This is a genomic window from Salinimicrobium sp. CAU 1759 (genome assembly GCF_054482715.1).
Map to the genome: position 1 here is coordinate 294,764 of NZ_JBTLRK010000001.1, position 22,853 is coordinate 317,616.

18 protein-coding genes are annotated in these 22,853 nt (G+C 44.4%); 10 read left to right on the top strand and 8 right to left on the bottom strand.

Annotation, left to right across the window (positions count from 1 at the left end; all coding sequences use genetic code 11):
• Nucleotides 1-1,260 carry a DUF389 domain-containing protein gene (locus ACXYMT_RS01335; RefSeq protein ID WP_459057292.1) on the bottom strand — a complete coding sequence of 420 codons (1,260 nt, stop codon included), beginning with the start codon at nucleotides 1,258-1,260 and terminating at the stop codon, nucleotides 1-3.
• A 225-nt stretch (nucleotides 1,261-1,485) separates the two neighbouring features.
• Here ACXYMT_RS01335 and ACXYMT_RS01340 point away from each other — a divergent pair, with 225 nt between their 5' ends.
• From ACXYMT_RS01340 to ACXYMT_RS01350, 3 genes are all read left to right on the top strand, one after another.
• Complete coding sequence (locus ACXYMT_RS01340) at nucleotides 1,486-2,742, top strand: cation:proton antiporter (RefSeq protein WP_459057293.1); 1,257 nt, start codon at nucleotides 1,486-1,488, stop codon at nucleotides 2,740-2,742.
• Between the two features lie 352 nt (nucleotides 2,743-3,094).
• Entirely contained in the window at nucleotides 3,095-3,277 is a 183-nt protein-coding gene (locus ACXYMT_RS01345; protein ID WP_459057294.1) for a hypothetical protein, read from the top strand.
• A 238-nt stretch (nucleotides 3,278-3,515) separates the two neighbouring features.
• On the top strand, nucleotides 3,516-4,055 hold the full coding sequence (locus ACXYMT_RS01350) for a hypothetical protein (RefSeq protein WP_459057295.1): 540 nt from the start codon (nucleotides 3,516-3,518) through the stop codon (nucleotides 4,053-4,055).
• A 96-nt stretch (nucleotides 4,056-4,151) separates the two neighbouring features.
• Here ACXYMT_RS01350 and mfd read toward each other — a convergent pair whose 3' ends face one another.
• Entirely contained in the window at nucleotides 4,152-7,538 is a 3,387-nt protein-coding gene (gene mfd, locus ACXYMT_RS01355; protein WP_459057296.1) for a transcription-repair coupling factor, read from the bottom strand.
• 546 nt (nucleotides 7,539-8,084) lie between these two features.
• On the opposite strand from mfd, the gene tnpA reads away from it, so the two are divergent.
• Nucleotides 8,085-8,522 carry an IS200/IS605 family transposase gene (gene tnpA, locus ACXYMT_RS01360; RefSeq protein WP_459057297.1) on the top strand — a complete coding sequence of 146 codons (438 nt, stop codon included), beginning with the start codon at nucleotides 8,085-8,087 and terminating at the stop codon, nucleotides 8,520-8,522.
• Nucleotides 8,523-8,778: 256 nt separating this feature from the next.
• Here tnpA and pdeM read toward each other — a convergent pair whose 3' ends face one another.
• From pdeM to ACXYMT_RS01385, 5 genes are all read right to left on the bottom strand, one after another.
• Nucleotides 8,779-9,438: a ligase-associated DNA damage response endonuclease PdeM gene (gene pdeM / locus ACXYMT_RS01365; protein ID WP_459057298.1), complete on the bottom strand. Its 660-nt coding sequence runs from the start codon at nucleotides 9,436-9,438 to the stop codon at nucleotides 8,779-8,781.
• A complete protein-coding gene (locus tag ACXYMT_RS01370) occupies nucleotides 9,423-11,939 on the bottom strand; it encodes a ligase-associated DNA damage response DEXH box helicase (RefSeq protein ID WP_459057299.1) in 2,517 nt (838 codons plus the stop codon). Before ACXYMT_RS01370 ends, pdeM begins: the two co-directional genes overlap by 16 nt.
• A gap of 205 nt (nucleotides 11,940-12,144) precedes the next feature.
• Nucleotides 12,145-12,546 carry an endonuclease domain-containing protein gene (locus tag ACXYMT_RS01375; protein ID WP_459057300.1) on the bottom strand — a complete coding sequence of 134 codons (402 nt, stop codon included), beginning with the start codon at nucleotides 12,544-12,546 and terminating at the stop codon, nucleotides 12,145-12,147.
• 277 nt (nucleotides 12,547-12,823) lie between these two features.
• Nucleotides 12,824-14,413, bottom strand: coding sequence for an ATP-dependent DNA ligase (locus ACXYMT_RS01380; protein WP_459059130.1), 1,590 nt, complete (start codon nucleotides 14,411-14,413; stop codon nucleotides 12,824-12,826).
• 208 nt (nucleotides 14,414-14,621) lie between these two features.
• Complete coding sequence (locus ACXYMT_RS01385) at nucleotides 14,622-15,674, bottom strand: ligase-associated DNA damage response exonuclease (RefSeq protein ID WP_459057301.1); 1,053 nt, start codon at nucleotides 15,672-15,674, stop codon at nucleotides 14,622-14,624.
• 180 nt (nucleotides 15,675-15,854) lie between these two features.
• On the opposite strand from ACXYMT_RS01385, the gene ACXYMT_RS01390 reads away from it, so the two are divergent.
• Complete coding sequence (locus tag ACXYMT_RS01390; protein WP_459057302.1) at nucleotides 15,855-16,280, top strand: tellurite resistance TerB family protein; 426 nt, start codon at nucleotides 15,855-15,857, stop codon at nucleotides 16,278-16,280.
• Between the two features lie 150 nt (nucleotides 16,281-16,430).
• Here ACXYMT_RS01390 and fbp read toward each other — a convergent pair whose 3' ends face one another.
• Complete coding sequence (gene fbp / locus ACXYMT_RS01395) at nucleotides 16,431-17,441, bottom strand: class 1 fructose-bisphosphatase (protein WP_459057303.1); 1,011 nt, start codon at nucleotides 17,439-17,441, stop codon at nucleotides 16,431-16,433.
• Between the two features lie 117 nt (nucleotides 17,442-17,558).
• Between fbp and ACXYMT_RS01400 the strand changes: the two genes are divergently transcribed.
• The 5 genes from ACXYMT_RS01400 to ACXYMT_RS01420 all read left to right on the top strand — a co-directional run bounded on the left by ACXYMT_RS01400 (nucleotide 17,559) and on the right by ACXYMT_RS01420 (nucleotide 22,160).
• Nucleotides 17,559-18,041, top strand: a complete 483-nt coding sequence (locus ACXYMT_RS01400) for a GNAT family N-acetyltransferase (RefSeq protein ID WP_459057304.1) — start codon at nucleotides 17,559-17,561, stop codon at nucleotides 18,039-18,041.
• Nucleotides 18,038-19,288, top strand: coding sequence for an aspartate kinase (locus tag ACXYMT_RS01405; protein WP_459057305.1), 1,251 nt, complete (start codon nucleotides 18,038-18,040; stop codon nucleotides 19,286-19,288). Before ACXYMT_RS01400 ends, ACXYMT_RS01405 begins: the two co-directional genes overlap by 4 nt.
• Nucleotides 19,289-19,312: 24 nt before the next feature.
• Nucleotides 19,313-21,136 (top strand): GNAT family N-acyltransferase, encoded by a 1,824-nt coding sequence (locus tag ACXYMT_RS01410; RefSeq protein WP_459057306.1) that lies wholly within the window; start codon nucleotides 19,313-19,315, stop codon nucleotides 21,134-21,136.
• Between the two features lie 82 nt (nucleotides 21,137-21,218).
• A complete protein-coding gene (locus ACXYMT_RS01415; RefSeq protein ID WP_459057307.1) occupies nucleotides 21,219-21,869 on the top strand; it encodes an SDR family oxidoreductase in 651 nt (216 codons plus the stop codon).
• A 90-nt stretch (nucleotides 21,870-21,959) separates the two neighbouring features.
• Nucleotides 21,960-22,160: a YwbE family protein gene (locus ACXYMT_RS01420; protein WP_168137331.1), complete on the top strand. Its 201-nt coding sequence runs from the start codon at nucleotides 21,960-21,962 to the stop codon at nucleotides 22,158-22,160.
• The last annotated feature ends 693 nt before the right edge of the window (nucleotides 22,161-22,853 follow it).

Here is a 22,853-nt window from a genome sequence, read left to right on the forward strand (position 1 = left end):
CTAATCTTCAGCTACATTTATTTGAAAGACCTCGTAGATATTATCTCCCTGCTGTCTAAGGTTTTGTTTTAGATGTTCAATGATTCTTTTTTTCAAAACAGCTTCAGATAAGGTGGAATCCTTCGGAAGGACGGTGACATTGTAGCTCACAGTTGGATGACCTTTGATCATTGTATTTGTAAAATTCACATCCTTCGCTATTACCTCGATATAGTCGAGCTCATTAAGTTTTTTATCAAGTTCCTCAGTGAGCTCGGTATTCATGCTGGCTTTCCGCAGAAATGGAGGTTGACTGAATTGCCAGAACATCATCCCACCTATTCCCAGTAATACAATTGCACTGGTAACATAGGTAAGAATCTTATTTCCCTTTAAGAACCTTACACCACTAGGTGTAACCTTTCCGAAGAAATAGAAAACCAGGGTGGCGGCAAAATGAATACCCAGAAGCTGCAGTACGACTCTAAAAACACTGCTCCACACCACTTCCCAGTCCATGAGATAGAGCCCCGCCCCAATCAACCCGACAGGAGGCGCAAGGGAAGCAGCAACGAGAATCCCTACTGCTGCTCCAGACACAAGGCTGTCCCTTTCGGACTGAATAATATTTATTGCCCCTGCAAATCCCGAAATAAGAGGCAGAAAAATTGCCACTTTTGACACATGGCTAATCTCGACCATTAGCGGGGTAAGGGTATTAAGAGGAAAAATGAGGGTCATTAACAAACTTGCAATAATACCAATCCCAATAGCAAGACCGTATCTCATAAGACTGCTTTTGAGCAACGGCATCTTTCCTGCTGCAGTAGCCAGGGCCGCATTCATAGCGGGCCCTGCGAAAGGCGCTACGAGCATTGCAGCTACGAGCAGGTAAACAGTTGTGGTATACAACCCTATCCACACAATAATTCCCGCCGCAAAGGAATAACCGATCAAGCCTTTTACAGAACCAACACTTTGGATCCCTCCCAAATAAATTTCCAGCGGACTCTTAGGCTGCACATCGGCTACCTGATCGGGAGATTCTGACGCAGGGGGATACAGGGTGATCACTCCCCTGGGAATTAAATTGATCTCGGGTTCTTCAAATTCGTCAATCCGTTTCAGGAAATCATTTACCTTTCTGTTTGGCAAAAAAAGAATGAATACATCCTGCACTTCATTGGGAAGAAAAATGGTATTCTTTCCTTCAAATTCTTCAACGGCCTTAAAGACTTCTTCTTTATTACCTTTTGGAATTTTAAGAATAAGTTGTCTCATTTTTAGACTTCAGATTTAAAAGGTACTTCCTGTAATTTTTTTTAAATGGCTGCTATACAAGATAAATGAAAGCATTAAAATGCCCCGTACTCTTAAGGGAACTTTAAGGGTTCTAAAGCTGCAGATCGATGAAAACAGGTATTGAGACGACAGATTTAAAGAATTCTTAAGGAAATAGGAGCAGGTACTTCTTATCTTTAAAAGACACCGGCAAAGACAGGATTTATGGATTTGATGATCATCATTTTCTTCATTAGTTTATTGATCATATTAGCAGGGGCTTTTTTTAAGAAGATCCAGAATATATCGGTTACCGAGCCACTACTTGCCCTGTTATTGGGGGTGATTCTTGGCCCCGATATAATGGAAGTCATAAAATCCTCGGATGCTGAAACTGAATTCCAGATCCTGGAACTTGCCTGCCAGTTCACAATTGCCATGGCATTAATGGCGACCGCTCTAAGACTTCCCAGCCACCTATTTCGAAAAAATGCCACTTCCCTTTCCAATCTTGTCATTTTTGGAATGATCTTAATGTGGTTGCTGGGCAGCGGAGTCTTCTATTTTCTTCTTCCGGAATTTTCCATTTTTGAATGCCTCCTCCTTGGCGCCATAGTGACTCCCACAGATCCCGTGGTTGCATCTACCTTGGTCACCGGAAGAAAAGCCGAAAAATATTTGCCGGCCAAACTGCGGGATACCCTTTCTTTTGAAGCAGGAGTAAACGACGGTTTTGCCTATCCCATAGTTTTTTTAGCTCTTTATTTATTGGGTGCAGAGGGCGGTGGGGATCTTGGCCATTGGTTCACAAAGATATTACTTTACCAAAGTATCCTCTGCGCCATTCTCGCCTATGCTGTTGGCTATAGCTGCGGTCTTCTCATGAAAAAAACCCATAAAGCCGGATATCTTAACACCAAAACTCTGCTCTCCTTTTCCATAGCTGTGGCGCTACTCCTCCTTGGAGGATTTCACCTCCTCAAGATGAACCCGATAATTGCGGTTTTTGTCGGTGGTTTTGCATTTGCCAAGGACATTACAGCAAACGAGGATCTTAAAGAAGAAAGAATTCAGGAAACCATGGAACGTCTTACTACGGTGCCGGTTTTTTTCATCCTGGGCCTCATGCTTCCCTGGCAGGAGTGGCAGGAATTGGGATGGACGGCTGTTTGGATTGTAATTGCTATCCTTTTGTTTAGAAGATTACCCGCCTTATTACTTCTTATGCCCGTAATGCCCAAATACCGAAAAAAGCTGTACAGCGTCTTGATCATGGGCTGGTTTGGTCCAATTGGAGTCGCTGCTCTTTATTATGCTATGATCTCAAAAGACAAAGCCCATTTTGAAGAAGCATGGATCATTCCTAGTCTTATTGTAGCTGCATCTACTGTTGTCCACGGACTAACTAGTGTGCCATTGGAAAAGTTGTATCATAACACCACTCAAGGCACAAATGAGCGGGAGAATTTAGATAGTAATTAAGAATGAGACCTTACAGGTCTTTGAGACCTGTGAGGTCTTTTAAAATCTCTTCTCAAAATGTCATTTTTGAGAGGTTTAATTTTCCTCCACTTCTACCTGCGTCTTCACATCCAGCGGCTGCAGTACCTTTAGCGCCTTATCTACGGAAGTGACTTTCTCGAACGTAAGCAACAACCTCAACCCGCTGCGGGTTTTCTTGTTCCTTTATCATATAAGAAAAAATTTGTAATCTTTTTCTTGCACAATTCAAAAAAAAAACAAATTGCCTCATCTATTGCATTTTTGTCGCATCACGACACTGCCTCCCTACCTTAAATGCAGGTCTTTAATTAATCTTCAAAGAGATAATAATATGAAGAAAATTTACCTGCTCATTTTTGTTACAATTATTTTGACGGGATGTCAAAAAGAAGAAATTTTTCAAATAGAACCCCAAAATCTTTCCTCTGGAACTGTTTCTCAAAAAGAAGCTCTGGATCTTTTGTTTAATCAATCCAGCACAAAAAGCTCTTCTAAAGCTGCGGATCAATCTTAGCTAATGCCTTGCAAGAAATGGGAATAAAATTGGGATATAACTTACCTCATTCATTTTATTTAGATTTGGCCTACGGAGGATTGTATAATTCGAATACGACTAATACAATTTTCAATAATCTTGTGCCTAATCAAGCTGATAGAGATAGAATAAAAAACAGAATTTCAGCTGAAACAGACAATAGGACTGTGAATGGAGTTTCACCTGCAGGAAAGAAAGCCTGTTAAATTCTTACACTATGAAAATATTTGTTTTAATTATGGTTTTCAACCTCTCTACATGTAGAGCTGAAAAAGAAACTGCAGGATCCAAAGATCTTTATCAAGTGGTCGAAACTGTTCTTAATGAATATGAGGGTTTGGATTTTGTTTTATGCTCGAAACCATTGGACTACAACTTGAATTCAATAACAACGCAAGGGAAACCTTTAACCGATGCAATAGACCTCGAATTGATCACAAATTTTCAAGAATGGACTCCTACAGGCGGTGCTGTACCTATTGAAAATATAATGAACAAAAAAGAGTTGGAGTATATGAAAAGCCAAATTACCAATGGATTTGAATGGGAAAAAGAAAAATTTTCGGTCAAAGTGGAAAACTGTCTTAAATATCGTTATGATATTGAATTGAAATTATCCCAACCATTATTTAACAAAGAAAAGAATTTAAGTTTAGTCTTTCTCGAACAAAGCTCTGTAGCAGATTACTCAAATTCTCTAATACTACTTCAAAAAGAGAATGACAACTGGAAAATAGAGTGGTTTCTTAATATGTAACTGGTCAAAGTGGTAAGATGAGATTTAACAGTTCAACAACCTATAATGACCGCATTCATACTAAATACCTCTCAAAAATATTATTTTTGAGAGGTATTATTTTTCCTCCACCTCAACCTCCGCCTTCACATCCAGCGGCTGCAGCACTTTAAGCGCCTTATCCACCGAAGTCACTTTTTCAAAAGTCAGCAACAACCTCAACCCGCTGCGGGTATTCTTTTCTTTCATGGTGCAGCTCTGAGGGTGCGTCTGCACGTATTGCAGCACCCGTGTAAAAGCTTTGCTCTGGTAGAATCGCGATTGCTGATCGGCAATGAAATAGCCGATAAGTTTCCCCTGTTTCATTACGATTTTTTCAAGTCCGATCTTCGAAGCGATCCACTTGATGCGAACGCTGTTCAGAAGATCCTCCGCCTCTGCAGGAAGTTCTCCAAACCTGTCCACCAGTTCGGCTTCAAATTTCTGAAGTTCCTCTTCAGCTTTCAGGTTGTTAAGCTGTGTATAAAGGTTCAGCCTTTCTGAAATATTGTTGATATAATCATCCGGGAACAGCAATTCAAAATCGGTATCGATCTGCGTTTCCTTCACATATTCTTTATCCTCTGTCTCCTGCTCCTGATACAGATCCCTGAATTCGTTTTCCTTCAGTTCCTCTATGGCTTCATTCAGAATCTTCTGGTAAGTGTCAAATCCGATCTCATTAATGAATCCTGATTGTTCCCCTCCTAAAAGGTCACCTGCACCGCGAATTTCAAGATCCTTCATGGCAATATTGAAGCCGCTGCCCAATTCGCTGAATTGTTCTAATGCAGTGATCCGCTTGCGGGCATCATCGGTCATGGCAGAGTATGGCGGAGTTATGAAATAGCAGAAAGCCTTCTTGTTGCTACGGCCAACCCTTCCCCTCATTTGGTGCAGGTCTGAAAGTCCGAAGTTATTAGCGTTGTTGATAAAAATAGTATTGGCATTCGGCACATCCAGTCCGCTTTCCACAATAGTAGTGGAAACCAGCACGTCGAATTCTCCGTTCATAAACTTCAGCATTAAAGTTTCCAGCTTCTTCCCTTCCATTTGCCCATGACCGATCCCGATCTTTGCATCTGGAACCAGCCGCTGAATCATTCCGGCGACTTCCTTGATGTTCTCCACCCGGTTATGGATAAAGAAAATCTGCCCTCCCCGCTGAATTTCATAGGAAACGGCATCACGAATGGTTTCTTCTGAAAATCTTATCACATGCGACTCAATAGGGTACCTGTTTGGCGGCGGAGTAGTAATGGTAGAAAGATCCCTCGCAGCCATTAAACTGAACTGCAGCGTACGCGGAATTGGGGTTGCTGTCAACGTCAATGTATCCACATTTTCCTTAATGGTTTTCAGTTTATCCTTAACAGCTACTCCGAATTTCTGCTCTTCATCCACAATCAGGAGTCCGAGATCTTTGAATTTCACAGCCTTATTCACCAGTTGATGGGTCCCGATAACAATATCCACCTTCCCGTTTTCCAGCTCTTCCAAAGTAGTCTTTCGTTCTTTAGCAGTTCTGAAACGGTTCAAATAATCCACAGTCACAGGGAAATCCTTCAGGCGTTCAGTGAAGGTCTTATAATGCTGAAATGCCAGAATGGTCGTCGGCACCAGAACTGCGACTTGCTTCCCGTTATCTACAGCCTTAAACGCGGCTCTTATCGCAACCTCAGTCTTTCCGAAGCCGACATCCCCACACACCAGGCGGTCCATAGGCCGTTCATTCTCCATATCTGTTTTTACGGCAGATGTTGCGGTGCTTTGATCGGGCGTATCTTCGTAAAGGAAGGAAGCCTCTAACTCATGTTGCAAATAGGAATCGGGACCATACGCAAAACCTTTTTGCAGTCTACGTTTGGCGTATAATTCGATTAAATTGAAGGCAATGTGCTTGACTCGCGCCTTCGTCTTTTGCTTCAGATTTTTCCAGGCGTTGCTGCCCAGTTTATAGATCTTGGGCGGTTTCCCGTCCTTGCCGTTGTATTTTGAGATCTTATGCAGCGAGTGGATACTCAGGTACAGGATATCACGCTCGCCGTAGATGAGCTTGATCGCCTCCTGCTTTTTACCTTCAACATCGATCTTTTGAAGCCCCCCGAATTTTCCAATTCCGTGGTCAATATGCGTAACATAATCGCCCACTTCAAGATTAGTAAGCTCCTTCAGCGTGATCGCCTGCTTCTTGGCATAACCGTTTTTAAGATGGAATTTGTGGTAGCGCTCAAAGATCTGGTGATCTGTATAGCACACCATTTTTTGATCCTCGGCAACAAAACCCTGGTACATGGAAAGCACCACGGTCTTGTAGTCCACCCCGCCTTCCATATCGTCAAAAATGTCATGAAAACGCTTGGCCTGCTGCTCGCTGACACAAAAAATATAGTTGGTATAACCACCCTCAGTATTCTCCCGCAAATTCTGAATGAGCAGTTCAAAATTCTTGTTGAAAGAAGGCTGAGGCTTGGTGTTAAATTGTATCTGCTGAAACTCTGCGTCACCCTCAACTTGTTTCCGGGTCTGGCTGGAGTTGGTTACCACCAGCGAATACTCCTGCATCTGCTCCTTCAAAAGAGCCGAATTACAGAACAATTCTTCCGGTTCGTTGTGCTTGATTTCTTCGGAAAGATCTTTGAAAGCTTCCACAGCTTTGCTGAAGAGTTTATCAATTCTTGAATACAACAATTCCGGATCCTGACTGAAGATGATGGTCTTATCTGAAATGTACTTCAGGAAACTCTCCCGCACCTCCTGAAGCCGCTTGTGCTCCACATTTGGGATCACTGTTATCTTCTTCACCTGATCTGTAGACAGCTGCGTCTCCACATCGAAAGTACGAATGCTTTCCACCTCATCGCCGAAAAATTCGATCCTGTAAGGCTCATCATTACTGAACGAAAACACGTCCAGGATTCCTCCTCTTACCGAAAACTCGCCTGGTTCGGTCACAAAATCCACTCTTTTGAACTTGTATTCGAACATCACTTCGTTCACAAAATCGATGGAAAGTTCGTCACCAACCTTGATCTTAAGCGTATTTTTCTCCAGCTCCTTTCTCGTTACTACCTTCTCAAAAAGGGCATCGGGGTAAGTAATTATTAAAGCAGGTTTCTTCCGGGAATTAATGCGGTTGAGAACTTCTGCCCTAAGAAGCACGTTTGCATTATCGGTTTCTTCCAGCTGGTAAGGCCTGCGATAGCTTCCGGGGTAAAAAAGCACATTTTTGTCACCCAACAGCTGCTCAAGGTCATTGAGATAATAGGCAGCTTCCTCCTTATCATTGAAGATCAGCAGAAAGGGCTTTTCAGCTTCTTCAAAAGCATTGGCCACTACAAAGGAAAGTGCCGACCCGACAAGGCCTTTTAGCTGAACATGAGTTCGCGACAGGGCAAGGGCTTTCCCCAGTTCCAGCTGTTGAGCCGACTGTGCAAAGCTTTGGGCAATAGAAGATTTACTCAAAAATTAAAAATTTGGGGCAAAGATAAAGTTTAAAGTTCAATGCTTAAAGGAGGGGAGTTTTAAACAGAAGTTAAAAAAAGAAACAAGACCGCTGTGCTACAAGAGGCAAGAGCCAAGATTATAGAGCGACCATTTGGGCTAAAGCCCCTTTGCCACAATTCCTATGATCCTCCGCCTAAAGGCGGAGGCAAATTATGCATTTGCAACTGATCAATTTTCTCCAACCTATGAATTGCCCCTGGCTTCAGCCAGGGGATTAAAAATAAAAAATGTACAAGGGCTTTAGCCCAAATTTCCAAGGCAGCAGTTTAAAAATTTCCTGCCATAACAGAATCTAAATTTGTCTAAAGTCTTTGAAATAATTCTCCTGATCCTCTGCCTTCATGCGGAGGCAACTCATCATTGCAAATAAATTTTCTCCATCCTATGAATTACCCCTGGCTTCAGCCAGGGAATTAAAAATAAAAAGTACAAAAGGGCTTTAGCCCAATATTTTTGTCTAAAATTAATTCATTAAATTCATCATCAGCCAATTAGCAAGTTATCATGCCGCACATAAAGGTCTACATCCATTTTGTTTGGAGCACCAAAAACAGAATGCTCTATCTCAATTCTCCTGAGCTCCGAAAAAAAGTGTGGCAGCATATAGCAGAAAATGCCAGATCAAAAGGAATATTTGTAGACTTTGTAAATGGATATGCAGATCATTGCCATTGCCTTGTTTCTTTAGGAGTTGACCAAAGTATTCAAAAGGTGGTCCATTTGATCAAAGGAGAATCTTCCCATTGGGTCAACAAGAACAAATTAACTGCTGAAAAATTTGAATGGCAGAATGACTATTTTGCTATCTCTGTTTCTGAATCCAATCTTGAGAGGGTGAGAAATTATATTAAAAATCAGGAGGAGCATCACAGGAAGAAATCATTTCAGGAGGAATCTGAAGAATTTGTAAAGAATTACAATTTCAAAAAATTTGAGGATTGAGAATTGAGCTAAAGCCCTTTTTATATATCCTTTTAATCCCCCGCCTGAAGGCGGAGGCAATTCCTATTAATCTCCTAACCTTTTCAAAAATTCATTTTTTCCCAAGGTCCTCCGCCTGAAGGCGGATGCAATTCATAAATTGCCACTGGCTTCAGCCAATGGTTAAAGGATCAGGATTATGACAGGGCTTTAGCCCAATTTTGGGGTTCTTGAAAAAGTCTTGCCTCTTGCCTCTTGGTTCCAGAAGCGCAGCTCTCTAACTAAGACAAATCACTTCCTCCTTTGTAACCACATACACCTCATCATCTCCCTGGGGAATGAGGATATGCTTTCCCGTAAACTCCCCAAACGCGGGCAGGATCAATTGATCTTTGGATTTAAAGAAGCAGGAAAGTTTTAGCTGTTGTCGGCCGAGTCCGTTGATCTTAACTCCCGGATGTATATGTCCCGAAAAGTTGAAATATCCGGCTCTTTCTTCCGGATGGTGGGTGAAGAGGAAATTTTTTAAGATGATTTCAGGAGTAAGAAAGACTCCCAGGGCTTCGTACTTCAGCGGAGAAATGATATCGTGGTTTCCTTCTACCAGAATAACTTCAGCAGAAATATTTCCCAGCCAATTTTCAAATAATAGCCATTCCTTATTAAGGGAGCTGTGAAAAAGGTCTCCCAAAAATGCAATTTTTGAGGGCTCAAAAAAGGCAATTACTTCATCCATTTTTTGAAAATTCCCTGCTATTGCTTTTTGTGGTACAGCACTCCCAAACTTCCGGAAATGCGAAACCTTGCCAAGGTGCACATCACTTATCACCAGCAAGTCTTCTTCCTCCCAAAACATAGCGCCCGTGGGATGAAGAATAAAAGTGTTGTTATAAAGACTAAGTGTTCTTGTCATTTTTGAAGCTACAGGTCGCCCCATTGAGCCATCATTTTTTTGATTCGGTCCTCCAGTTTTTCTGAAGATAATTTTTCGCGCATCCTGTCGGTAATAATTGGAAAGGCAAAAGGTGTAGGTTTTTTGCATTGTTTCCAAACCAATTTCTGTTCCGAAATTCGTTCCATGGCCAATCTTAATCTTCCTTCTTCCAACTGATGTTCGAATGTTTCTCTAAACGCCTGCTGAAACAATAAATTGTCCGGCTCGTAATCCCTGAACACACTAAAGAGCAGCTGGGAATTCGACTGCAAATGTTTTGTTTTGATCATCTTATTCGGGAAGCCGGTGAAGACCATTCCGGAGATCACCGCAATATCGCGAAATTTCCGTCTTGCCATTTCGGTGGCGTTCAAACTCTTCTGCAGGTCGTCCATAAGGTATTCCGCGGAAAAAAGATCATTGTCAAAGACCTGCTGCATATCGATCTCCTGGTCTGACAGTAATTCAAATCCGTAGTCATTAAAGGCCAGTGAAAAAGTAATGGGCGACAGCAGACTTATCCTGTAGGCGAGCAGACTGGCCATGGCTTCATGGACAAACCGGCCTTCAAAAGGATAAAAAATGGCGTGATATCCTTCCCGGGTTTTGAAGGTTTCGATCAGGAATTCATTCTTTTTCGGAATAATGGATTCTTTTTTTTGTCTTTTAAAGATATTGGTCATGGCCTGAAGTTCGGTAGAGCTCTCGACTGAGCCTGTGCCGAGCGAAGCCGAGGTGCCCGGGTTCTCGACTCCGCTCGAACTGACAAGAGCCGCAGTGAACATTTCCTCCCGGAGCAGCTCACTCATTTGTGCCGAAAAGCTCATCCTTCCACCTGCCCAGCTGGGGAAGCGGGAATTCTTCACCTTCGACTTCTTCACGATCACCTGCATATTCTTGATCTGGTACAGCTCGAGGTTCTTTCCCGCGAAGGTGAAAACATCCCCTGGATTGAGCTTAGAAATGAACCATTCTTCAATAGTACCAATATACCCGCCGCCCAGAAATTTTACCGCCAACACCGCATCGCTCACAATAGTTCCGATCTGTAGTCGGTGCCGCATTGCAATTGCCCGGTTATTCACTTTGAACAGCCCGTCCTCCTCGATCTCCACCTTTTTATATTCGTCATATGCCTGCAGCGTCTGACTCCCCTGCGTGATGAAATTTAGTAGCCATTCCCATTGCTCTTCGGAAAGCGCCTGGTAGCAAAAAGTAGACTTGACTTCAGGAAAAATATCCTTCGGAAGAAATCCGTCGGAAACTGCGAGGGTGGTGAGATACTGAACCAGAACATCAAAGGAGTTCAAGTATGGAATCCTGTCCTCCACCACCGTATGCTTCACTGCTTTTTGTAAGGCTGAAGCTTCTATAAGTTCCATGGCATGTGTAGGCAAAAAGTAGATCACACTCTCCTTTCCCGGCTGGTGGCCGCTTCGTCCTGCCCTCTGAAGAAATCGGGCAACACCCTTTGGTCCGCCTATTTGTATGATGGTCTCCACCGGCGCGAAATCTACCCCCAGATCCAGACTGGAAGTAGCCACCACCGCCTTTAACTGCTCATCTCTTATCGCCTGCTCTACCCACAGGCGAGTTTCTTTGTTGATACTCCCATGATGCATGGCCAGCTCCCCGGCAAATTCAGGGTATTTCTGAAGTATCCGCTGAAACCAGATCTCGCATTGGGAACGGGTATTTGTAAAGAGGAGAGTGGTTCTTGATTTCCGGATGATGGGCACTACCTCATCAATCAGGTGCAGACCTAAATGCCCCCGCCAGGGAAAAGTCTCCATCTTCTCCGGAATAATAGATCTTACTGTGATCTTCTTTTTAATATCGGCACGTATCAAAACTGAATTTTCAAAAGCCTCCGATCCAGGTCCCAGCAGCACCTCCCGTGCTTCCTGAAGGTTTCCAATGGTAGCAGAGATGCCCCAGATCTTCATTTTTGGAGAGACCGTTTTTAATCGGGAAAGTGCAAGTTCGATCTGTACTCCCCTTTTGGTTCCTAGCAGCTCGTGCCACTCGTCAATGACGATAGCGTTCAGATCCTTGAACGTCTTCTCATAACCTTTAGAGGACAACAACAACTGCAGACTTTCGGGTGTGGTGATAAGGAGGTCGGGCATTTGTTTCTTTTGGGCGGCACGTAACTTTTGAGAGGTATCCCCCGTGCGTATACCCACCGTTAGCTGACTTCCTAATTCCTGTGCAAACCGGTTTGCCGCCTGCTCGATCTCTACCGAAAGTGCCCGCAGCGGCGTGATCCAGATGGCTTTCAATCCGGGTTTGTGTTTGGTTTTATAATCCGGGTTTTGCTTGAGGTAATCGAGCACAATAGGAATCCAGAGGGCGTAGGTTTTTCCGCTTCCTGTAGGTGCGTTGAGGAGCCCATGTTTACCATCCAAAAATGCCTTCCAGGACTCCTTTTGAAAAGCAAAAGATCTCCAGGACCGGGATTTGAACCAGTCATTGGCAAGTTTTATGAGTTGGGTTTTATTCATGATTTCGTCTCCGGTTGGACCCTTCCGTCTCCGGCTTTTCGCCGGATCCACCCCTGCCTGCCGGCAGGCAGGTTCCCTTAGCAAGGGAAGGAGCTTTTGAGGGTGCTTCAAATTGAGTTTCCGTTTCGCTGCACAAGTGCAGCACCAGCTATTGTTTCCTTATCCAGCTCCACCGACGGTGGAGCCAAAAGCTCCCCTCCTTATTTTAAGGAGGGGTGGATCCGCGGGAGCGGAGACGGGGTGGTCCGCTTTTGAAATTTATTTTTATCTCCTCCAGCACCCACTCCAAATTATCAAATACACTCCTGTTCTCAAACCTTAGCACCTTCATATTTAATTCTTCCAGCTTTTTAGTCCTGGCTGCATCTTTTTCCTCTGCTGTGGGATTCATATGGTACTGGCCATCGACTTCAATCACCAGCCTTTCTTCTGAGCAGTAGAAATCCACAATAAAATTCAAAATACTATGTTGCCTCCTGAACTTCCTTCCCTCAAGCTTCTTTTGCTGCAAATGCATCCACAGGTAGGCCTCGGCTGAGGTGCCATAGTGGCGGAGCTTTTTGCGGTAGGGTTCGAGGGGTTTTCGGTTGTGGATTTTCTTTTTCATAATTAGCTTTATTCTTCTTAGAAGCTCCCGTTTCCAGCACGGACCCTTCCGTCTCCGCCTGCGGCGGAGCCACCCCTGCCTGCCGGCAGGCAGGTTCCCTTAAAAAGGGAAGGAGCTATTCGTGCTACTATTTATAGTTTTTATTTCTTTTTTACTATTTCGATATACACACATTTTGTCCACGGGAACAGCAAAGCTGTTCCCGAAAAGCTCCCCTCCTTATTTCAAGGAGGGGTGGCTGCCGAAGGCAGACGGGGTGGTCCGTCGCAGCACGATCTCACTTAGGAATCAACTGCTTCAATTCTTCAATTGTATTCGCTTCTTCTATCTTCTTGTCCTTCCTCCACCTCAATATCCTTGGAAACCTTGTTGCAACTCCGCTTTTGTGCCGGGTGGATTCGGCTATGCCTTCGAAGGCGATCTCAAAAACCAGCTCGGGCTTTACGGAACGTACCGGGCCGAATCGCTCGAGGGTATTTCTTTTGATCCAGGCATCTACCTGGCGGAATTCCGCATCTGTTAATCCGGAGTAGGCTTTGGCAAAGGTCACCAGCTCATCTTCCTGCCAGAGGGCGAATGTATAATCTGTAAAAAGATTTGAACGCCGACCGTGGCCGCGCATGGCGTAGGTGAGCACGGCATCAACAGTCAATGGCTCTACCTTCCATTTCCACCAGTCTCCCTTTTTTCTTCCTACGAGATAAGGAGAATCCCAGCGCTTTAGCATCAAACCTTCACTCTTCACCTCCCGCGCCCGCTCCCTTTCTGCGGTCGCCTCTTCCCATTTATTGAAGGATATTGTTTTGGAAAGGTGAAAAGGAGATTCTTCAGTTGCGACAGACTCATGCAATTTTTCAAGGATCTTCCTTCTTTCCATAAAAGGCAAAGTCCGGATGTCTTTTCCCTCCCATTCCAACATATCATACGCCTTCAGGATCACGGGAGTCTTTTTCAGCAGGGCTTTAGAAACTGTTTTGCGGCCTATGCGGGTTTGCAGATCGTTAAAAGTACCGATATCTCCTTCCGGAAATGGGAGGATCTCTCCGTCTATCACCGTACCATCGGGGATGATCTCCAAAAAAGAGGAAAATTCAGGGTATTTATCTGTGACGAGTTCTTCTCCCCTGCTCCACACGAAAATCTCCCTGTTCCGAATCACCACCTGAGATCTTATTCCATCCCATTTATGCTCAGCACTCCAGTCGGCAGGATCGCCCAGATCGCCGGGTTCGCCTTCTATAGCGTATGCGAGGTAAAACGGATAGGGTTTAGAAAGAAAATCCTCTTCATTCTCCTCTAAAATGAGCTTTTGGAAGGTGATCTTTTGCGGATCCCAGTCTCCCATCAACTTATAAGCCAGCACATCTTCATCAATATCTGTAGCCTTCGAAAGCGCACGGGTCATTAGCTTCTGACTCACCCCAATCCTAAAACTTCCGGTGATCAATTTTGTAAAAACGAAGCGTTCGTAGTAATTCAAAGCTGTCCAGTTCTCGTGCAGGTATTCTTTTTTGTCGGCTTCCGTGGCCGACTTCAGGTCAATGATCTCCTCCAGGTATTGGGTGAGGCTTTTTTCACTGGAATCTTCAGCCGGAGGAATGACCAGAGCAATGGTTTCAGCAAGATCTCCCACAATGTGATAGGATTCTTCAAAAAGCCACAGCGGAATATTGGCCAGCTCCGCAGCAAACTGGCGCAACAAGGTTGTATTCACCGGCCGTGGCGGACGGCGGTGCGAGAGGATGGCGATTGCCCACACCTTGTCTTTATTCGGCACCCGTTGAAAATAGCGCGTCAATGCCGCCACCTTCACCGTAGTTTTGTTGGTGCTGTCAAGTTCTCTTATGAGTGCTGCGAATTCGTTCATGACCCCTCCCTGACCCTCCCCTAACAGGGGAGGGAACATCTTAATTATTTTAAATTTTATTTTTTGTACCGGCCCTCCCTTATAACAAGGGAGGGAGCTTTTACAGGTTATTTTTAGTTTTTATAATCCTCTCCCCCGCCCTCTCCTGAGGATAGGGAGCTATTCCTCTACAAGACCTCACAGGTTTTGAAAACCTGTGAGGTCTGTACTAATCTTGTTCGTTCTCATCATCCCTATCCTCTGATTTGGAGTTCATCTCTGCCAGCTCCCCTTCATACTGCGTATCGGCGGTGCGGGCGTCGTAACCCTGCTCGTTGAGGAAGCGGCTGAAAATTTCGGAATATCCATGGGTGCAGATCACTCTTTCGCAACCTGTGGCTTTTATGGACGACAAAAGTCCCTGCCAGTCACAGTGATCTGATAAAACAAATCCGCGGTCGACGGCTCTGCGGCGGCGGGCGCCTCTAAAAGCCATCCAGCCACTGGCCATTCCCGTTTCGAAGGGAACCATTTTCCTTATCCAGGTGCTGCCGTGGGCGCTGGGCGGCGCTAATACCATTCCGCCTTTGATATCTTCCTTTTTCGTCTCTCTAGTAATTCTGATGGTTTCAGGAAGTTCAGCGAAAGGCCGCACCACTTCGGTCATATTCTCTATGGCCCCGTGGGTGAAGATCTTTCCTATCGACGGATCTAAAAACTTCAGTAGCCGTTGGGCTTTTCCGAGGGAATATCCGAAGAGAACAGATGATTTGCCTTCAGCTTGATTTTGGTGCCACCAGCTGTTTATGTCATTCATCACCTGCTCCTGCGACAGCCATTTGAATGCCGGCAGCCCAAACGTGCATTCCGTAATAAAAGCATCACACTTCACCGGTTCATAAGGCACCGCCAGCCCGTCATCTTCAGTTTTGTAATCTCCGCTGAAAACCCACACTTCCCCTTTATGCTCCACCCGCACCTGGGAAGAACCAATGATATGCCCTGCCGGGAAAAAGGAAAATTTTACGTTGTTTATTGTGAAGGTCTCACCGTATTCCTTCCCTGAAACTTCTATCTCCCCAAGACGGTGTTTTATTATAGGAACGTTCGTATGATGAGTGATGTATTGCTTATGGCCCCAGCGGGAATGATCGGCATGACCGTGAGTAATGATCGCCTTATCAACAGGTTTCCAGGGATCAAGGTATACTCCCGCGGGTTCGCAATAGATCCCTTTATCATTGAAGCAAAGCAGGGGATTTTTTCTCTTTTTGAGTGGCATGAATTCAAGTTAGGAATATTTCTACAGGGCAGCTGTGGCATTAGGAAAAAATTAGAACTGAAAACCCCTTTTTTGACAGGTTAGCCATTGTAGCACTCGCCTGCCGGCCGGCAGGGGAAACCCTTTATAATCGTAAAAAATCTGGGTTCAATTTGCTATATTTGAGTAAAACATCGCTATATGTCATTTTCAGATCTTTTTGGAACCGGAGAGCACCTTCGAAATCTTGGGCATTTCGCCGCTATTGTCAATCTTGCAGCCGCAGATGGACCTATTAACGAGCGGGAAGAGGCGCAGTTAAAAAGATTCGCACGAAAACTCGACATTGGCGAAGAAGAGTATTCGAAAGTGCTGAAAAATCCAACTTCCTTTCCTATTCACCCTACAAATTCTGTGGAGAAGCGGCTGGAGCGACTTTATGATCTTTTCAGGATCATTTATGCAGATCACGATATTGAAGAGGAGGAAGAGGATCTACTTCGGAAATACGCCATTGGCCTGGGGTTCTCTCCTGAAGTTTCTCAAGGCATCATCAAACGCTCTATGCAGATCTTTAGCGGAATGAGTTTCGAAGATTACCGCTATCTGCTGAACAGGGAAAAGTAGACCGCTTCACTGCAAGAGCCAAGAGCCAAGAGCCAAGAGCCAAGAGCCAAGAGCCAAGAGCCAAGAGCCAAGAGCCAAGAGCCAAGAGCCAAGAGCCAAGAGCCAAGACTTACTTAATTTCCTTCGGAAATTCTTTTTTGGAGTCCGATCTTATTCAGGATCCTTTGCCATGAATTCTTCAACTTTTTCTACCATATCTGTGTTTCCACAGAAGAACGGCACCCGTTGATGCAGCTCGGTTGGTTCTATGTCGAGGATTCGGTTAAATCCGTCACTGGCCTTTCCGCCGGCTTGTTCAGCAATAAATGCCATGGGATTACATTCGTAGAGCAGCCTTAGCTTTCCCTTTGGTGCACTTGAAGTTGTGGGATAAAAATAGATCCCGCCTTTGATCATGTTCCGGTGGAAATCTGAAACCAGGGAACCAATATACCGCGAAGTGTACGGCCTGTTATCCTTTTCTTCCTGGCAATATTTAATGTAGTTCTTCACTCCCCGTGGAAAGTGGATGTAATTTCCTTCGTTTACCGAATAGATATTTCCGGTTTCAGGAAATTTCATGTCCGGGTGCGAAAGGTACCAGGAACCCAGGGCAGGGTTGAGCGTAAAACCATTTACACCGTGGCCGGTGGTGTAGACCAACATGGTTGAAGTTCCGTAAACAATATAACCGGCAGCTACCTGTTTATTCCCGGGTTGCAGAAAATCTTCCATTTGCACGGGAGTGCCAATAGGACTAACTCTTCGGTATATGGAGAAGATGGTCCCTACAGAAACATTCACGTCAATGTTGGAACTGCCGTCAAGAGGGTCCATTAGAACCACATATTTGTTCTTATGATCACCATTTTGTCCGGCAATGGTGATGAAATCTTCCATCTCTTCGGAAGCAATTCCGCAGACAATTTCCCTGTTGGTAAGGGTTTGGATGAACTTTTCATTTGCATATACATCCAGCTTTTGCTGATCTTCCCCCTGCACATTGGTTTCACCCGCAGCTCCTGTAATATCAACCAGTCCGGCCTTATTGACCTCGTGGTTCACCACTTTTGCTGCAAGTCTTATGGAATTGATTAATCTTGAAAGTTCTCCTGATGAGTAAGCGAATTCTGCCTGATTTTCAATAATGAATTCGCCTAATGTCTGATTTTTCTTGACCATTGAAATAGTAGGTATGCTTTACCCAACAAAACTAAACCAAATAATATTAAGCCACTACAACGTTTTCGTAATTTAATCTTAAAATCAATTCTCTATTTTTGTCTCTAAACCGCAGCAATGAAAACAATTATTCGCGACGCCCGAAAAGAAGACATGCCGGCAGTGCTGGAACTTATTAAAGAACTGGCAGCCTTTGAGAAAGAGCCCGATGCCGTTATCACCACCGTGGAAACCCTCGAGAAAGAAGGTTTTGGGGAGCACCCCCTGTTCAATGTCTTTGTTGCAGAAGTCGACGGAAAAATTGAAGGAATGGCTTTGGTCTACTACCGCTTCTCCACCTGGAAAGGTCGTACACTGCACCTTGAAGACCTCATCGTTCGGGAAGAGAAACGAGGAACAGGACTCGGTAATGCCCTCTACCGGAAGGTGATCGAATATGCCAAAGCTCAAGGTCTTAAACGCGTAGAGTGGGTGGTGCTGGATTGGAATCAGCACGCAATCGACTTTTACCATCGCAGCGGCGCTAACATCCTTAAGGACTGGTATACGGTACAAATGGACGAGAATGGCATCACTAAATATGTGGAAACAAACTCATGAAAGTCTTTAAGTTTGGAGGTGCATCTGTAAAAGATGCCGACGGGGTGAAAAATGTGCTTCGGGTGCTGCAGGGTGAGGGAATTGGTGAAAAACTTGTGGTCATTTCTGCCATGGGGAAGACGACAAATGCGCTGGAAGAAGTTGTAAAAGATTACCTCCAAAAAGGCGATTTTAATGATGCTCTTCAACCTGTAAAAGAATTTCACCGCGAGATCATGCTCGGTCTCTTCGAAAATAAAGAGCATTCAGCTTTTAATGCTGTGAGAGAATTGTTTCAGGAACTGGAGAATTTCCTGAACCACAACCGTTCTACGAACTACGACTTCGTGTATGATCAGGTGGTGATCTACGGGGAGCTGCTTTCCACCACAATCGTAAGCCAATACTTATCTTCAAGAGGTGTCAAAAATGACTTTTTAGACGCCCGTTTCTGCATTCGCACAGACAGCACTTACCGTGATGCACAGGTACAGTGGGAGGAAACTCAGGCGCAGATAAGGCTGAAAGTAAATCCTGAAAATCTCACCATCACCCAGGGGTTCATTGGTGCAGATCCTAACAACTTTTCGACTACCCTGGGCAGGGAAGGAAGTGATTATACCGCCGGAATTTTCGCCTATTGCCTCAATGCCCACAGCGTGACCATCTGGAAAGATGTGCCGGGAGTACTGAATGCAGATCCGCGGGTTTTTAAAGACCACCAGTTACTGGAACATATATCCTATGAAGAGGCTATAGAACTTGCATTTTACGGGGCTTCGGTCATTCACCCCAAGACCCTTCAGCCGTTGCAGCGAAAGGAAATTCCGCTTTTTGTCAAGTCTTTCCTCAATCCTGCAAATCCCGGAACGGCAGTAAGAAAGGGGCAGCCTATCCTTCCGAAGATACCATGTTTTATAGTCAAGAAAGATCAGGTTCTAATTTCCTTATCTTCTCTGGATTTCTCTTTTATTCTTGAAAAGAACATCAGCGAGATCTTCAGCTTATTCCATAAATACCAGATCAAAGTCGATCTCATACAGAATTCGGCCATCAGCTTTTCAGTATGCATTGACAATAAATTTAATAACTTAGAAAAGTTGATAAGTCATTTAAAGGCTACTTTCAGGGTCACTTACAACACCGGAGTTTCTCTGTACACCATAAGGCACTTTGATGAAAAGGCGGTGCAGGAGCTGGAAAGAGAAAAAAAGATCCTTTTGAAACAAACCACCCGGGAAACGGTACAGATAGTTGCAATTCCCTGATTATTGGCTTTAAAATATAACTGAATGGGAATAGTTAGTGCAAAAGAAGTTGCAAAGGTCATGAATTTGGAGAAGTTCGGATTTTTGGGAACTTCAGTGGGTTGGGTGGTACTTAAAACCACCAAGCTTTCTGTGATAAATAAGGAATACGAAAAGCGGAAGCACATGACTGCGCCACAATTCATTGATTCCATTCTAAAAGCTTTTGAGATCGATTTCGAAATTCCTGAAGATGACCTCAAAAGAATTCCAAAAACCGGACCTTTCATCACTATTTCCAATCACCCGCTGGGAGGAATAGACGGAATGATACTGCTTAAACTTCTCCTGAGTCAAAGAGAGGATTTTAAGGTTATTGCAAATTTCCTGCTGCAACGCATCGAGCCGGTACAGCCTTATATTATGCCGGTAAATCCTTTTGAAGATCACAAAGAGGCACAGAGCAGCACCAAAGGCCTCAAAGAAGCTATTATGCACTTGCGGGACGGCAAACCGCTGGGGATCTTCCCTGCCGGAGAGGTATCCACCTACAGGGATGAACGTAGAATTGTAGACCGCCCCTGGGATCCTGCTGCCATGAAGCTTATTCAAAAGGCAAAGGTGCCGGTGATTCCAATTTATTTTCACGCGAAGAACAGCACCTTCTTTTACAGGTTAGCATCGGTGAGCGATATTTTGCGGACTGCCAAATTACCGAGCGAGATGCTTTCCCAAAAGAAGCGAAAGATCAAGGTAAGGATAGGCAATGCCATTTCTCCCCAGGATGTTGCAGATATCACTACTGTGGAATCCCTTACTGCTTTTCTGCGTCGCAAAACCTATATGTTGGCAAATGCCTTTGAAAAAAAGCCATTTTTGAAGGGTATCCCGAAGAACTTTAAAATTCCGAAGCCACCAAAGAAGATCGTGGAGGAGACCAGCGGAGATTTGATGCTCGGGGAGGTAGAAACCTGCCGCAAACTGGACAAGCGCCTGCTGGAAAGCAAGAACTATGAGGTTTTCCTGGCAAAAAAGGAAATTATCCCCAATATTCTCAAGGAGATTGGCCGCCTGCGGGAGATCACCTTTAGAGCTATAGGGGAAGGAACAAATATGTCAACCGATCTGGACAAGTTCGACGATTATTATTACCACATGTTCTTATGGGACAATGAGGCTAATAAGATCGCAGGGGCTTACCGGATGGGAATGGGAGCCGAGATCTTTGAAAAATTCGGCATTAACGGATTCTACCTGCAGGATCTCTTCAGGTTTGAACCCGAACTGCATAAAATGATGAGCGAATCCATTGAAATGGGAAGAGCTTTTATCATCAAGGAATATCAGCAGCGGCCCATGCCCTTATTCTTACTTTGGAAGGGAATCGTGCATTGCACTCTAAGGTTTCCGAAGCACAAGTACCTTATTGGAGGTGTAAGCATCAGCAACAAATTTTCGAATTTCTCCAAGTCATTGATGATCGAATTCATGCGCTCTCACTACTACGACCCTTATGTGGCGCAGTACGTGAGACCGAAGAAAGAATTTAAGGTGAAGCTGAAGGATGGAGACAAGGACATGATTTTTGATGAGACCAAAGCCGATCTCAACAAGTTTGATAAGATCATCGACGAGGTCGAACCGGGCAGCATGAGGCTTCCCGTACTCATAAAAAAATACATCAAACAAAATGCAAGGGTAGTAGCTTTCAATGTTGATCCCCTCTTCAACGACGCGGTAGACGGACTCATGTATATAAGAATAGCCGATCTTCCTGAAAGTACAGTTAGACCTGTGATGGAGGAATTACAGCAGGAATTGGAGCGCAAAGTGACCGAGATGCGAAAAAAAGGGGAAATGCCGAAATAAATCTGATTGCATACAAAAAGTACGGGGTTGGAATTCGCTTTTTTGATGCTTAACTTGCTGTTTCAGGAAAAAAAATTAAAAAATGGAAAAGATATTAATAGTTGGAGCTACCGGAAGTACTGGAAAGAGGATCATCGAAATCCTTAATAACAGTCAGAGTTTCGAGCCCATTGCGATGATAAGAAAGGAAGAGCAGAAGCAGATCTTTGACGACATGGAGGTGAAATGGGTACATGCCGACCTCGAACAGGAGGATCTAAGCCCTGCTCTGAAAGGTGTCAAAAAGGTGATCTTCTGCGCAGGTTCCGGCGGGGATACAGGTCCTGAGAAGACTACCGAAGTAGATGAAAAAGGTGCAATTAAAGTCATCGATGCAGCCAAAAAGGCGAAGGTAAAAAAGTTCATCATGCTGAGTTCCATGGGAGCCGATGAACCTTCAAAGCACAAAAAGCTGGAGCACTATCTCGAAGCCAAAGCAGCAGCCGATCAACACCTGCGTGACAGCGGCCTCGATTACACAATAATCCGTCCAGGAGCTCTTACAGATGATATGGGTACAGGAAAGGTGAAACTGGCTGAAAAACTTGATAGCAGCGGAGAAATACCGCGGGACGATGTAGCTTTTTTACTCATCATGTCACTTGCCGATCCTCTTGTGAAGAACATGACCTTTGAGGCTATAGAAGGTGAAGAGCCGATCAAGTCGGCTATGATCGAACTGAGCAGGGAATAGATTGGACGGTAGACGGTAGACTTTAGACGGTAGCTCTTAGATGGTAGACGGTAGACCTTCGTCATTAGACCTTAGACTTTAGACATTTCGATGAAACCTACGAGAAAAGATATTGGCCCGGGAACACGGGTGGCCATAGTGCAGAAGCAGGACCAACGATCGGGCAGGCTGACCTATGGCACCGTGGCAGATATCCTGACCAAATCTCCCATGCATCCCCACGGGATCAAAGTGCGCTTGGAAACAGGGGAAGTGGGAAGAGTTCAGAAGATCGAGGATTCACTGGCGTGAGTTTCAATGATCAATGAACAATTAGCAGTTGGCAGCGTTTCAGCCATCAATGTAAGACTTCGGAAAACATGGAAGGATTCGTAAAAAAGAAGTTCTGTTCTTTTTCCATTGATGAAAAAGGACCAAAAAATCTAGGCTTACGAAAATGTTGCTAAAATTTTCGATAGGCCCTCGGTCTTGATCGGTTAATTTGGTTCAACTATTGCAGAATTCTTCTCGTAATATTCCTTTTTTGTAAGTGTAGTGCTGCCCCGGCGTTAAAATTTTTGAAGCCCTGGAGAAAATTTAGCCGGGGCAGTACGGTTCCAATTTGCGAGAGCAAATTGGAAACACCTATCAAAAAAGTGTCCTTTTTTTGGTTCGTTTTTATTGCATCCGACGACCGGAGGGAGAGGAATGCACAGCAAAAAAATGAACAATCCTGAAACAGAATGGAATTTCTAACGACCGAAGGGAGAAATCAATGTTTAAAAGAAATTGCTAATGGTAGTAAATCTGGAACTGCGATAGCAGGAACAGATTTGTGAGAATGAGGCCTGATCAATTAACATTCATCAATAAACAATTTTAACTGCAGTCGTCAATTCCGGACCACGTGTTTCCCCGGCCTACGAAAGCTTTTCGTAAAATTTGAAATGAGAAGGGCGTTAAAAATTTTAGGCTGTTTGAGCGAAACGGATTATTATCGCAAGG

Coding starts and splice junctions, on each gene's coding strand:
- ACXYMT_RS01335 (WP_459057292.1), bottom strand. CDS start 1,260: ATGAGACAACTTATTCTTAAAATTCCAAAAGGTAATAAAGAAGAAGTC.
- ACXYMT_RS01340 (WP_459057293.1), top strand. CDS start 1,486: ATGGATTTGATGATCATCATTTTCTTCATTAGTTTATTGATCATATTA.
- ACXYMT_RS01345 (WP_459057294.1), top strand. CDS start 3,095: ATGAAGAAAATTTACCTGCTCATTTTTGTTACAATTATTTTGACGGGA.
- ACXYMT_RS01350 (WP_459057295.1), top strand. CDS start 3,516: ATGAAAATATTTGTTTTAATTATGGTTTTCAACCTCTCTACATGTAGA.
- tnpA (WP_459057297.1), top strand. CDS start 8,085: ATGCCGCACATAAAGGTCTACATCCATTTTGTTTGGAGCACCAAAAAC.
- pdeM (WP_459057298.1), bottom strand. CDS start 9,438: ATGGGGCGACCTGTAGCTTCAAAAATGACAAGAACACTTAGTCTTTAT.
- ACXYMT_RS01370 (WP_459057299.1), bottom strand. CDS start 11,939: ATGAATAAAACCCAACTCATAAAACTTGCCAATGACTGGTTCAAATCC.
- ACXYMT_RS01375 (WP_459057300.1), bottom strand. CDS start 12,546: ATGAAAAAGAAAATCCACAACCGAAAACCCCTCGAACCCTACCGCAAA.
- ACXYMT_RS01380 (WP_459059130.1), bottom strand. CDS start 14,413: ATGAACGAATTCGCAGCACTCATAAGAGAACTTGACAGCACCAACAAA.
- ACXYMT_RS01385 (WP_459057301.1), bottom strand. CDS start 15,674: ATGCCACTCAAAAAGAGAAAAAATCCCCTGCTTTGCTTCAATGATAAA.
- ACXYMT_RS01390 (WP_459057302.1), top strand. CDS start 15,855: ATGTCATTTTCAGATCTTTTTGGAACCGGAGAGCACCTTCGAAATCTT.
- fbp (WP_459057303.1), bottom strand. CDS start 17,441: ATGGTCAAGAAAAATCAGACATTAGGCGAATTCATTATTGAAAATCAG.
- ACXYMT_RS01400 (WP_459057304.1), top strand. CDS start 17,559: ATGAAAACAATTATTCGCGACGCCCGAAAAGAAGACATGCCGGCAGTG.
- ACXYMT_RS01405 (WP_459057305.1), top strand. CDS start 18,038: ATGAAAGTCTTTAAGTTTGGAGGTGCATCTGTAAAAGATGCCGACGGG.
- ACXYMT_RS01410 (WP_459057306.1), top strand. CDS start 19,313: ATGGGAATAGTTAGTGCAAAAGAAGTTGCAAAGGTCATGAATTTGGAG.
- ACXYMT_RS01415 (WP_459057307.1), top strand. CDS start 21,219: ATGGAAAAGATATTAATAGTTGGAGCTACCGGAAGTACTGGAAAGAGG.
- ACXYMT_RS01420 (WP_168137331.1), top strand. CDS start 21,960: ATGAAACCTACGAGAAAAGATATTGGCCCGGGAACACGGGTGGCCATA.